7 protein-coding genes are annotated in these 12660 nt (G+C 71.8%); all 7 read right to left on the reverse strand.

Annotated elements, in window-relative coordinates; all coding sequences use genetic code 11:
* Nucleotides 1–1020, reverse strand: a complete 1020-nt coding sequence (locus AB0L71_RS19560) for a Gfo/Idh/MocA family oxidoreductase (protein ID WP_365244177.1) — start codon at nt 1018–1020, stop codon at nt 1–3.
* Nucleotides 1017–2135, reverse strand: coding sequence for a DegT/DnrJ/EryC1/StrS family aminotransferase (locus AB0L71_RS19565; RefSeq protein ID WP_365244179.1), 1119 nt, complete (start codon nt 2133–2135; stop codon nt 1017–1019). Before AB0L71_RS19565 ends, AB0L71_RS19560 begins: the two co-directional genes overlap by 4 nt.
* 388 nt (nt 2136–2523) lie before the next feature.
* Nucleotides 2524–6717, reverse strand: coding sequence for an Rne/Rng family ribonuclease (locus AB0L71_RS19570; RefSeq protein WP_365244181.1), 4194 nt, complete (start codon nt 6715–6717; stop codon nt 2524–2526).
* A 232-nt stretch (nt 6718–6949) separates the two neighbouring features.
* Nucleotides 6950–7732, reverse strand: a complete 783-nt coding sequence (locus tag AB0L71_RS19575; protein WP_365244183.1) for a TIGR03936 family radical SAM-associated protein — start codon at nt 7730–7732, stop codon at nt 6950–6952.
* 122 nt (nt 7733–7854) lie between these two features.
* Entirely contained in the window at nt 7855–9045 is a 1191-nt protein-coding gene (locus AB0L71_RS19580) for a hypothetical protein (RefSeq protein ID WP_365244185.1), read from the reverse strand.
* Between the two features lie 79 nt (nt 9046–9124).
* Nucleotides 9125–11050, reverse strand: a complete 1926-nt coding sequence (locus tag AB0L71_RS19585; protein WP_365244187.1) for a TIGR03960 family B12-binding radical SAM protein — start codon at nt 11048–11050, stop codon at nt 9125–9127.
* Between the two features lie 50 nt (nt 11051–11100).
* On the reverse strand, nt 11101–12633 hold the full coding sequence (locus tag AB0L71_RS19590) for a CYTH and CHAD domain-containing protein (protein WP_365244188.1): 1533 nt from the start codon (nt 12631–12633) through the stop codon (nt 11101–11103).
* Nucleotides 12634–12660 lie beyond the last annotated feature (27 nt).

Genomic DNA, 12660 nt, shown 5'->3' on the forward strand with positions numbered 1-12660 from the left:
TCAGGTCCCATGTGCGGCCAGCTCCTCCACGAAGGTCGTGACGGTGCGTCCGCTCCTCGCCGATTCCAGTACCGCTGCGGCGACCTCGACCGTACGCAGCCCCTCCCGCAGCGTGCAGATGTCCTTCGAGACGCCGCGCACCGCGTCCCGGAACAGCTCGTGCTCGACCAGCAGCGGCTCGCGCTTGGCAATGGCGTACCGGATCATGTCGCCCTCGGAGACACCGCGGAAGGCCTGGAGCGCCTCCCACTCGGTGGCCACGGCGGCGTTCGAGTGGAAGGTGAGGTCGGCGGTGAGGGTGTCGGCGATGAAGGTGCCGCGTTCACCGGTGACGGAGGTGAAGCGCTCCTTGAGCGGGCTCAGCCAGTTGACCAGGTGGTTGACCATGGTTCCGTCGGAGAGCTGGCCCACGGCGGAGACCATGTCCTCGTGCGGGCGACCGGACTTCGACACGGTGTGGGCCGCGATCGAGGTGTACGTCTGCCCCGTCACCCAGCCGGTCAGGTCGATGTCATGGGTGGCGAGGTCCTTGACCACGCCGACATCGGCGATGCGGTGCGGGAACGGCCCCTGCCTGCGGGTGACGACCTGGAAGACCTCGCCCAGTTCGCCCGCCTCCAGCCGGGAGCGCAGCGACCGCAGTGCCGGGTTGCAGCGCTCGATGTGGCCGACGCCTGCCACCAGACCGCGCGACTCGAAGGCGTCCACCAGCCGTCGGGCGCCTTCCACGGTGTCGGCGACCGGCTTCTCGATCAGCGCGCAGACACCGGCTTCGGCGAGCTGAAGGCCGACTTCCTCGTGCAGTGCGGTGGGGCAGGCCACGACCGCGTAGTCGACTCCGAGGGAGAGGAGCTCCTCGACCGTGGACAGGACGGGGGCACCCTGCGCCCAGCCGTTCTTGTCCCCCATCGGGTCGACGACGCCGACCAGTTGTACGCCCTCCAGACCGGCCAGCACGCGGGCGTGGTGGCGGCCCATCGAGCCGAGGCCGACCAGGCCGGCTCTCAGTCCTGCGGTCACTGTATTTCTCCCAGCGAGTTCACGGCGCCGACGATGCGGTCCAGGTCCTCCGACGACAGCGAGGGGTGCACGGGAAGCGAGACGACCTCGGCGGCGGCGCGCTCGGTCTCCGGCAGGTCCCAGATCCGGCCCGCCTTCTGGTCGGGCTCCCAGTACGGCTTCAGCCGGTGGATCGGGGTCGGGTAGTACACGGCGTTGCCGATGCCCGCCTCGGTCAGCCTGGCCATGGCCGCGTCACGGTCACCCTGCACCCTGATGGTGTACTGGTGGTAAACGTGGCGTGCCCCCTCGGCAACGGGCGGCACGGTGACGCCGGGCGCGCTGATGTGCCGGTCGAGGTAGGCGGCGTTGGCGCGCCGCTGCTCGGTCCAGCCGTGCACCTTTCCGAGCTGCACGCGGCCGACCGCGGCGGAGACGTCGGTCATACGCATGTTGGCGCCGACGATCTCGTTGGCGTACCGCTGCTCCATACCCTGGTTGCGCAGCAGCCTCAGGGTGCGTGCGACCTCGGCGTCGGCGGTGGTGACCATGCCTCCTTCGAGGGAGTGCATGTTCTTGGTGGGGTAGAAGCTGAAGGTGCCACCGGCACCGAAGGCGCCGACCGGCTTGTCGCCCAGGGCGGCGGTGTGTGCCTGGCAGGCGTCCTCGACCACGGCGAGGCCGTGCTTGTCGGCCAGCGGCATCAACCGGTCCATGGCGGCCGGGTGACCGTACAGATGGACGGGCATGATCGCGGCCGTGCGGGGTGAGACGGCTGCCTCGACGGCGGCCGGGTCCAGACAGAAGCTGCCCGGCTCGATGTCCGCGAAGACCACGTCGGCACCGACCAGGCGGACCGCGTTGGCGGAGGCCGCGAAGGAGAACGACGGGACGATGACCTCGTCACCGGGGCCGATCCCCAGGGCGAGCAGCAGAAGATGGAGCGCCGAGGTGCCCGAGTTGACCGCGACGCAGTGGCGTCCGTCGACCAGCTCCGAGAAGCCTTCCTCGAAGGCCGCGACCTCCGGGCCTTGTACGACCCGGCCGCTGCGCAGCACGCGCACGGCGGCCTCGATCTCCTCCTCGCCGATCACCGGCCGCGCCGCAGGGATGGGTTCCCTGGTGTCGCTCGACATGGACATCCTCCTCGAACAACGCAAGAGCTGTGGGCGGCGATGACTCCAGGGGCATGCGAATGCCGGATGAGGCTCCGCCGCCCCGGCACATGGCCGATTCCGTTTCGATACAGTGCGGACAAAATCGCCCCATGTCGCGAAACTCGCATATTCGTGACATAAAGGACAATTTACTCAAACCAAGACTAGCGACCACGTCGATAAGCATTCTTAGGAACGACATATGCGACGACAGCCGCGTCACATTATCAGGGTTTTCACAGCCGGTTTCCTGAAGGTAACGCACAACCGGATGCGCCCCGAACGCTCCGCATCCGCCACCGCATGAAAAAAGGAGGTGCGGACCCCTGCGGGGCCCGCACCCCCTTCATCGCACAGCGATCGTCGGTCAGCTCGCGCTGTCGACCGATACCGCTGTCTGCGACGACTGCTCCGCGGCGACCGTCTTCTTCGCCGCAGTCTTCTTGGCGGTCGTCTTCTTCGCCGCAGTCTTCTTCGCGGTCGTCTTCTTGGCCGCCGTCTTCTTCGCCGCCGTCTTCTTGGCCGCAGTCTCCTTGGCCGCAGTCTCCTTGGCAGCCGCCTTCTTCGCGGTGGCCTTCTTCGCGGTCTTCCGGGCCGTCTTCTTCGCCGGGGCCGGCGCTTCCCCGGTGTCCGGAGCCTGGCCGGCATCGACCGGCTCGGCAGCGGGCTCCGCTTCGGCCTCGGGCTTCGGCTCGGTGGGACCGGTGACCACGACGACCTCTGCCGCGTCCGCGCCTACGGGCGAGCCCGCGGGGGCGGTGACCTTGCGGGTCACCCGGCGACGGGCACGCGGCGGGGCGGCCTCGGGCTGCGGCGCCTCTACGACCGGCTCCGGCTCCACGACCACGACCGTCTCGGGCGCCGGCTCCACGACCACGACCGTCTCCGGCTCGGCAGCCGGGGAGGCCTTGGCCGACACGGGAGCCTCGACCGGCTCGGCCGGGGCCGGCGAGCCCGCAGGGGCGGTCGCCTTGCGGGTCGCCCGACGGCGAGCACGCGGCGGGGCGGCCTCGGGGGCCACCTCGGGCTGCGGCGCCTCGACGACCGGCTCCGGCTCCACGACCACGACCGTCTCGGGCGCCGGCTCCACGACCACGACCGTCTCCGGCTCGGCAGCCGGGGCGGGCGCCGCCGCGGCCTTCGGGGCCGACGTCCTACGGGTCGCACGGCGTCGGCCGCGACCGCGGGAGGCAGCTGCCTCGGCCTCGGCGGCGCTGCTGTACAGCTCCTCGTCCGGGGCGAACTCCGGCTCGGCCAGCGCAACCGGGGCAGCCACCTCGGCGGCGACCTCGGCCTCGGTCTCGGCCTCGGCCTCGGACACACGCTCGGCCACGTGCTCGTGGTCCAGCTCGTGCTCATGGCCCGCGCCGCCCCGACCGCGCTTCTTGGAACGCTTGCCGTTGCCACCGCCACCGACCGAGGTCGGCTGCTCCATGTGCACGATCACGCCACGCCCGTTGCAGTGGACGCAGGTCTCGGAGAAGGACTCCAGGAGGCCCTGGCCCACCCGCTTCCGGGTCATCTGGACCAGGCCCAGCGAGGTGACCTCGGCGACCTGGTGCTTCGTACGGTCGCGTCCCAGGCACTCCAGCAGACGCCGGAGCACCAGGTCCCGGTTGGACTCCAGCACCATGTCGATGAAGTCGACGACGACGATGCCACCGAGATCCCGCAGCCGCAGCTGGCGCACGATCTCCTCGGCCGCCTCCAGGTTGTTCTTGGTGACGGTCTCCTCGAGGTTGCCGCCCTGCCCGGTGAACTTGCCGGTGTTGACGTCGACGACGACCATCGCCTCGGTCTTGTCGATCACCAGCGAGCCGCCGCTCGGCAGATAGACCTTCCGGTCCAGCGCCTTCATCAGCTGCTCGTCGATCCGGTACGTCGCGAAGATGTCGACCTCGGAGGTCCACCGCGACAGCCGGTCCGTCAGGTCGGGCGCCACCTGGGAGACGTACCCGTGGACGGTCTCCCATGCGTCGTCGCCACTGACGATGACCTTGGAGAAGTCCTCGTTGAAGATGTCGCGGACAACCCGGACGGTCATGTCCGGCTCGCCGTACAGCAGCGTCGGCGCGTTGGAGCTGCCGGTGCTCTTCGACTTCTTCTGGATGTCCTCCCACTGCTGCTGCAGCCGCTCGACATCGCGACGCAGCTCGTCCTCGCTCGCACCCTCCGCCGCGGTACGGACGATGACACCGGCGTCCTCGGGAACGATCTTCTTGAGGATGGTCTTCAGCCGGGCCCGCTCGGTGTCGGGCAGCTTGCGGCTGATGCCGGTCATCGAGCCCTCGGGCACATAGACCAGGTACCGGCCGGGCAGCGAGACCTGGCTGGTCAGACGGGCGCCCTTGTGGCCGATCGGGTCCTTGGTCACCTGGACCAGGACGGACTGGCCGGACTTGAGCGCGGTCTCGATGCGGCGCGGCCCGTGGGCCATGCCGAGGGCCTCGAAGTTCACCTCACCGGCGTACAGGACGGCGTTGCGGCCCTTGCCGATGTCGACGAAGGCCGCCTCCATGGACGGCAGAACGTTCTGCACCTTGCCCAGGTAGACGTTGCCGACGTAGCTGGTGGACTGCTCCTTGTTGACATAGTGCTCGACGAGCACGTTGTCCTCGAGCACGCCGATCTGGGTGCGCTCGCCGTTCTGCCGGACGACCATCACCCGCTCGACGGCCTCGCGGCGCGCCAGGAACTCGGCCTCGGTGATGATCGGGACACGACGACGGCCCTGCTCACGGCCTTCACGGCGGCGCTGCTTCTTCGCCTCCATACGGGTCGAGCCCTTGATGGACTGAACCTCGTCGAAGCCCGTGCCGTGCTCGCGCTCCTCCTTCTTGCGGGGCTCGCGGACCTTGACGACCGTACGCTCCGGGTCGTCCGCCGCACCCTCGGCCTCGGCCGAGACGTCACCACTGCGACGACGGCGACGACGGCGACGACGGCTGCTGCTGGAGCCGGCGGACGTCTCGTCCTCCCCGTGCTCCTCGTGCTCCTCGTGCTCCTCCGCCTCCTGGGCGTGCTCCTGGTCCTCCTCGGCGTGCTCGGCAGCGGCCTCCTCGCCGTGCTGCTCCGCGGCCTCGTCACCCTCACCGGCTTCGCCACGACGACGGCGACGGCCTCCGCGACGGCGACGGCGCGAAGGCCGGTCCCCGTACTCGTCCGTCTCCCCGCCCTCGTGCTCGGCCTCGGCCTCGGCCTCCTGCTCGAGCTCCTCCACGTGCTCCTCCACCGCGGCAGCGGCGGCCGGCTCGGCGGCCTCCCCGCGACGGCGGCGACGGCGACGCGAACCGCCCTGCGGCGCGGCCTCGGCGGCCTCCGGGGTGGCGGTCGGCTCCTCGGCCGGCTCGATCTCTTCCGGGGCCTCTACGTGACGGGAAGCGGCAGCGGCGGCGGCCGCGGTCTCCGGGGTCTGGAACATCGGCTCGGAGAAGACCGGCGCCTGGAACACGGCCACGGCGGGGCGCGTCACCCGACGGCTCTTCTGCGCGGGTTCCTCGGCCCTGCCGGTGAACTCCGGCCGTCCGGCAGCGGCAGTGGCCCTGCGGCGCTGACGGCCGCGCGGGGCCGCTTCCTCGACCTCGACGGGCTCGGCGGCCAGCTCCTCGACCGCGGCCTCGGGCAGGCTCTCGCCGGTTTCCTCGACGACCTCGGCGGGCTCGATGATCTCAGCGGCCTCGGCGGCCTTCGGCGCACCCGCCGGAGCGGTCGCCTTGCGCACCGCACGACGGCGTCCGCGCGGGGCCTTCGTAGCCTCGACGGGCTCGGCCGCCTCGGTGACCACTGCTTCGGCTTCCTCGGCTTCGGTGGGCGCGGCAGGCTCGGCCGCCGCCTCCACATGCTGCGGCGCACCGGCCGGAGCCGATGCCCTGCGCCGGGTACGACCGCGCGGCGCGGCAGCGGCCGGCTCGGGCTCGGCGACCGGCTCGGGCTTGGGCTCGGCTGCCGCGGGCGTCGCTTCCTCGACGATCTCGACGGCCTCGGCCGCCTTCGGCGCACCCGCCGGAGCGGTCGCCTTGCGCACCGCACGACGACGTCCGCGCACCGGCGGAGCCGCCTCCACGACCTCCGCCTCGGGCTCGGCAACCGGCTCGGGCTCGACAGCGGCCTCGGGCGCGACGGGCTCGGCGGCCTTCGGCGCACCGGCCGGAGCGGTCGCCTTGCGCACCGCACGACGACGTCCGCGGGCCGGCGGAGCCGCTTCCACGGCCTCCGCCTCGGGCTCGGCAACCGGCTCGGCTGCTGCGGGAGTGGCTTCCTCGACGGCCTCGGCGGCCTTCGGCGCACGGGCCGGGGACGTCGCCTTGCGCACCGCACGGCGACGCGCACGCACCGGCGGCGCGGCTTCTGCCGCCGGAGCGCTCTCGGCTTCGGCGGTGTTCTCGGACACTGCGGCGTCAACGGCCGGTATGGCCGGGGCCGCGCTGCTCTGCGCCTCCGCCACCGGCGGGCCTGCCGGGCGGGACGCTGCACGGCGCCTGCGGCGCGGTGGCAGCTTGTCCCCGGGGGCGTTGTTCTCTTCGATGTTCCCGGTGGTGCCGGGTTCGATGGACTGGGGCATGCGGGCGGTTCTCCCGTCAGGCTCCCGGGCGCCGCGTCCGGTTCCGGTCCGGCACAGTCCGCGTGATGTTCGCGAGACCGCCGTCCGGGGCGCGGGCGCCGCACGGGAACTCAATGTCTGGCTCGCCGGTTCCGTACGCGAAGTGCGGACGGCCTGGCGAAAGTCTTATGGGTCATCGCGCGGTCCGACCCAGGTGGCTCCCGAGTCGCAGGACTGCGCTGCAACGACCGCCTTACGCGGAACCTGCACCTTCCGGCGCCGTCGCGACGGCGGTCCCGGCGGCCGTGGGTGGAGCGGCCGGGGCTGCCTCGCGGTCGGGCGCGAGCGGGTCGGTCACCGTGCCGGACTCCTCGTCGAAGAGCCCCTGCGCCAGCCTGGTCACCGCTGCGGGGACCGGCGGCGCCAGGTCGGCCACAACGTGGAGACCGGACAGGACGTCGTCGGGCCGCACGGCAGGTGTCACGTGCCGTACAACCAGCCGCAGTATCGCACAGGGCCTGTCCGCGGGCCTATCAGGCTGTGGATCAAGGACCTGCAGGTCGACCACGGCGCCACGGGCGTCGAAGGTCCGCACGCCGTTCTTCGCCCGGCGCTGGACCTCGACGGTCTCGGCCCCGTTGAAAGCGGCCACGGCCTTGACGGCCTCCTCGGTGGTGACTCCGTCGAGGCGCAGCTCCCAGACAGACGCGGTCAGCCGCTCGGCGAGACCCGAGGTACGGGCCTCCACGGCGTCGGTGATGTCCAGACCGTCCGGGAGCGAGGCGTCGAGCTGCTCGCGCAGCACGGCCGGATCCCGGGCCTCGGTGAGCGCGATCTCCAGGAACTCGGCCTCACTGCCCGTGCCGGTGGGGGCGGCATTGGCGTACGACACCTTCGGGTGCGGAGTGAAGCCCGCCGAGTAGGCCATGGGCACCTCGGAGCGGCGCAGTGCCCGCTCGAAGGCACGCTGGAAGTCACGGTGGCTGGTGAACCGGAGGCGGCCGCGCTTGGTGTAGCGCAGTCGGATGCGCTGCACCGCCGGTGCGGGCGGCGGGCCTTCGGGCTGTCGCTTGCCCAGTGGTTCTTCTCCTCGGTGCGGGGCGGACGCGGTGGCACGCCGCCCTCGAAATGCGGATGGCCCGGGGTGTCCGGTCCGGCTCACCCCCGCTCGGCGTTCTGCTCTCCGAGCGAGGAGATCTCTGGTTCGGGCGCCGCGCGGGGCACAGTCGTTGTACTACCCAGAGTACGCGCATGGGCGCCCCCCGGTTCCCGCAGCTCGGGCACCCCGGGCCCGCCGACCAGTGCCCGCCACGCGTCCCGGCGCGCCCGTGCCACGGCCGCGCGGGCCGTACGCAGCGCCGCTCGGGCCGTACGCGCCACCTCGACGGCGGCCCTCCTCGCGGGGGCCCAGACGGCGTCCCGCAGGAAATGCCCCACCGGGGTGCACACCGCGCGGTGGATCCAGACGGCGGGCGCCCCGATCAGATGCCACACCAGCCAGGCGACGGCCCGGCCCACGGCCCGCGAGACATGTCCCGCGATGCGCCAGGCGACACCGAAGGCGGCGACGGTCTCCCGGCACACCGGGACGAGTACCCGGCGGCAGAACCAGACGAGCGGGGCGACGAGCAGCCGCTCGACCAGCCACACCGCCACCGCCCACAGTCCGCGCGCGACGGCGGCGATCCCGCGCGCCAGCAGGACGAGCAGCCGGACGACGCCGTGACCGAGCGGGGTGAGCACCGCCCGGTACACCCAGACCGACGGCCGTACCACCAGCTGGTCCACCAGCCAGCCGACGGCGAGCGCGAGAGGGACCAGGACGCACCGCCACAGGACGGCCACCGGGCGCACGAACAAGGCAGTGAGCAACCGGCCGGCCGCGGCGGCGATCCACCGCGCGGCAGGGACGAGCAGGTCGCGGTACACCCGGCGCAGCCCGCGCCCGAGCGGCGTGAGCACCGCTCTGTACAGCCACGCCACCGGCGCCACGAGTCCGTAGCGCACCACCGGTACCAGCACATACCGCCAGAGCGCGACCCACGGCCACACGAGGACCGCCGCGGCCAGCCACAGCAGAGCCCGCCCGAGCGGGGTGAGCACCGCCCGGTACAGCCAGACCGCGGGGGCCACCACCACCGTCACGAACAGCCGCGACAGGGCCCGGCCCAGCGGGCGCAGCAGGCTGCGGTCGACGGCGCGGGCGCCCGCCGCCAGGGCGTCCCAGACCATCCGTACGGGCAGCACGATCACCAGCACCACGATCCGGACCGGTATCCGAATCAGGGCGGTGAGGCAGCCCTCGCCGGCTTCGTAGTGCCCCGGGGCCTGGGGCTTGCCGTAGTCCATGCCGTGCATGACGCGGCGGCCCGGTCCGGAGTTTCCCGGACCGGGCCGTCGTCACCGATCTGTCACCCGGACCGGGCGGCTACTTCTTGACCGACAGCGGCAGCAGCTTCTTGCCGGTGGGGCCGATCTGGATGCTCGTGTCCATCTGAGGGCAGACGCCACAGTCGAAGCACGGGGTCCAGCGGCAGTCCTCGACCTCGGTCTCGTCGAGCGCGTCCTGCCAGTCCTCCCAGAGCCAGTCCTTGTCGAGGCCGGAGTCCAGGTGGTCCCAGGGCAGGACCTCTTCGTAGGTCCGCTCGCGGGTGGTGTACCAGTCGACGTCCACGCCGTACTCGGGCAGCGTCTTGTCGGCCGCGGTCATCCAGCGGTCGTAGCTGAAGTACTCGCGCCAGCCGTCGAAGCGGCCGCCGGACTCGTAGACCGCGCGGATGACGGAGCCGACGCGGCGGTCGCCGCGCGAGAGCAGGCCCTCGACGATGCCGGGCTTGCCGTCGTGGTAGCGGAAACCGATGGAGCGGCCGTACTTCTTGTCGCCCCGGATCTTGTCGCGGAGCTTGGCCAGCCGGGCGTCGGTCTCCTCCGCGCCGAGCTGCGGGGCCCACTGGAACGGCGTGTGCGGCTTGGGCACGAAGCCGCCGATCGAGACCGTGCAGCGGATGTCGTTCTGGCCGGAGACCTCGCGGCCCTTGGCGATCACGTTGACCGCCATGTCACCGATCTGGAGGACGTCCTCGTCGGTCTCGGTGGGCAGCCCGCACATGAAGTACAGCTTCACCTGACGCCAGCCGTTGCCGTACGCGGTGGCGACGGTACGGATGAGGTCCTCCTCCGAGACCATCTTGTTGATGACCTTGCGCATGCGCTCGGACCCGCCCTCGGGGGCGAAGGTGAGACCCGAGCGACGGCCGTTGCGGGTGAGTTCGTTGGCCAGGTCCACGTTGAAGGCGTCGACGCGGGTGGAGGGCAGCGAGAGGCCGATCTTGTCCTCGGTGTAGCGGTCGGCGAGGCCCTTGGCGATCTCGCCGATCTCGGTGTGGTCCGCGGAGGAGAGCGAGAGCAGGCCCACCTCCTCGAAGCCGGTCGCCTTGAGACCCTTCTCGACCATCTCGCCGATGCCGGTGATGCTTCGCTCCCGCACGGGGCGCGTGATCATGCCGGCCTGGCAGAAACGGCAGCCGCGGGTGCAGCCGCGGAAGATCTCGACGGACATCCGCTCGTGGACGGTCTCGGCGAGCGGCACGAGGGGCTGCTTCGGGTACGGCCACTCGTCGAGGTCCATCACGGTGTGCTTGGACACCCGCCACGGCACACCCGACCTGTTGGGCACGACGCGGCCGATGCGGCCGTCGGGGAGGTACTCCACGTCGTAGAAGCCCGGGACGTACACGCCGCCCGTCTTCGCCAGCCGGAACAGCACCTCTTCCCGGCCGCCGGGGCGGCCCTCGGCCTTCCAGGCGCGGATGATCTCGGTGATCTCCAGGACGGCCTGCTCGCCGTCGCCGATGACCGCGCAGTCGATGAACTCCGCGATCGGCTCCGGGTTGAACGCGGCGTGGCCGCCGGCCAGCACGATCGGGTCGTCGACGGTGCGGTCCCGGGCGTCCAGCGGGATGCCCGCGAGGTCCAGGGCGGCGAGCATGTTGGTGTAGCCGAGCTCGGTCGAGAAGCTCAGCCCGAAGACGTCGAACGCCTTGACCGGGCGGTGGCTGTCCACGGTGAACTGCGGGACCTGGTGCTTGCGCATCAGTTCTTCGAGGTCCGGCCACACGCTGTAGGTGCGCTCGGCGAGGACGCCCTGGCGTTCGTTGAGCACCTCGTAGAGGATCATGACGCCCTGGTTGGGGAGTCCGACCTCGTACGCGTCCGGGTACATCAGGGCCCAGCGGACGTCGCACTCGTCCCACTGCTTGACGGTGGAGTTCAGTTCACCGCCGACGTACTGGATGGGCTTCTGCACATGCGGGAGCAGAGCTTCGAGCTGTGGGAAGACCGAATCGACAGACATCGCGCACTTTCGAGAGCGGGCAAGGGTGACCATCAAGCGTACCCCGGCGCTCAGCCTTCCAGCGCCGCCCGCAATCGCGGCCGGGACGCCCGGTGCCACACCTGCGGCAGCTCCCGCTCGCGGTCGGCGGCCTCCGCCTCCTCCCGCCCGTACAGCAGGCCCCAGGTGAACGTCGGCTCCCCCGCCGCGTGTGCCTGGACGGCCAGGGTGCGCAGGGCCTCGCGGGCCACGACGCTGTCCTGGTGGTCGCCGAGGAGGCTCTGGACGGCCTTCATCCGCCGGGCCAGCCGCCTGGCCGGTTTCCCGAGCGCGGGCCGGGCCGCCTCCGCGGCGTAGCGGGCGCGCTTGGCGGCCTTGCGGGCGTCGTGCAGGGCGAGGTCCCGGTCGTGGCCGGGCGGGAGGTCCAGGGCGTGGGCGACCCGGGCGGCGAGGCGTTCGTAGTCCTTGAGCACCGCACGCGGCAGTGCCCGTCCGGGGGCGCTGGAGGCCGCGGGCAGCAGCGGCGGGGCGGCGAGCAGGGCGTCGAGGCTCTCCAGGAGTGCCAGGTACCGCTCCCCGTCGAGCACGGCGACGGTCCGCCGGTGGGAGCCGCCGTGGCGCGCCACCGACCACAGGCGGAGCCTGGCGTCGACGGGGCCGAGGGTCAGGGTGCGGGGCAGGCGATCGAGGGCGGTCCGCAGCCGGGCCTCGAGGACCTCCTGGTCGCGCTCGACGCCGAGTTCGGTCGCCAGCCATTTCAGCTCGTCGCAGACCGGGTCCGTGACGTGTCGGTCGAGGATCTTCCGGTAGGTCCGCAGCGCGCTGCGGAGTCTGCGGGTCGCGACGCGCATCCGGTGCACGGAGTCGGGGAGGTCGCGGCGTACGGCGGGGTCGAGGTCGGTGATCGCCTCGGTCTGGTGGCGGACGTACGCGAGGACGTGGTCGCCGGCCGTGGTGGGTGGTGTCGCCGGGCTCGTGCTCCGGTCGTGCTCGTGCTGCTCGGGGGGGCCGGTCTCGGCGAGCGCCCTGGCCAGCTTGGACGGCAGTGCGGAGGGGTGGATGCCGGCCGTCCGCAGCCGGTGTTCGACGGCGTCGAGGAAGGCGGGGTCGCCGTCGTCGGCGAGTTCGACCTCGATCTCGGTCCAGTCGGCCGTGGCGCCGGTGCCCGTCAGCCGTTCGGCCCGCACGGTGTCGACGCTGACCTCGGCGAGCAGCGCGCCGTCGGTGTCGAGGAGGTGGTGGACGTCACGGCTGGTGCGCAGGCGCGCGACCGGGACGAGTGCGCTGGTGCGGATCCGGGAGCGGAGCAGGCCGGCGAAGGGGCGCGGGAGGGTGTCGGAGAGGGGTTGCCGGAGTTCGTCCCGGATACCGGTGGCGACCGGGAACTTGAGGTGCCAGCCGGCGTCGCTTCCTCCGGTGCGGCGGCGCAGGGTGAGGGAGCCGGCCATGAGCCGGAGGTCCTCGGTGTCGTAGTAGACGGCGTCCATGTCGCTGACGCCCTGGTGCGCGACGGCCGAGACCCCGGCCACCCGGCTGAGGTCGGGAAGCCGGGTGGCTGTGGTGGCTTCGTACTTCCGCTCGATCTCTCGCTTGGAGTCCGCCATGCACCGAATCTAGACGCGTTGCCTGCG

The sequence above is a fragment of the Streptomyces sp. NPDC052052 genome (assembly GCF_040680455.1).
GTDB lineage: Bacteria > Actinomycetota > Actinomycetes > Streptomycetales > Streptomycetaceae > Streptomyces.

Bases quoted from the DNA above. Each gene is read 5' to 3' on its own strand.
- AB0L71_RS19565 (WP_365244179.1), bottom strand. From the start codon at position 2,135: ATGTCGAGCGACACCAGGGAACCCATCCCTGCGGCGCGGCCGGTGATC.
- AB0L71_RS19570 (WP_365244181.1), bottom strand. From the start codon at position 6,717: ATGCCCCAGTCCATCGAACCCGGCACCACCGGGAACATCGAAGAGAAC.
- AB0L71_RS19580 (WP_365244185.1), bottom strand. From the start codon at position 9,045: ATGGACTACGGCAAGCCCCAGGCCCCGGGGCACTACGAAGCCGGCGAG.
- AB0L71_RS19585 (WP_365244187.1), bottom strand. From the start codon at position 11,050: ATGTCTGTCGATTCGGTCTTCCCACAGCTCGAAGCTCTGCTCCCGCAT.
- AB0L71_RS19590 (WP_365244188.1), bottom strand. From the start codon at position 12,633: ATGGCGGACTCCAAGCGAGAGATCGAGCGGAAGTACGAAGCCACCACA.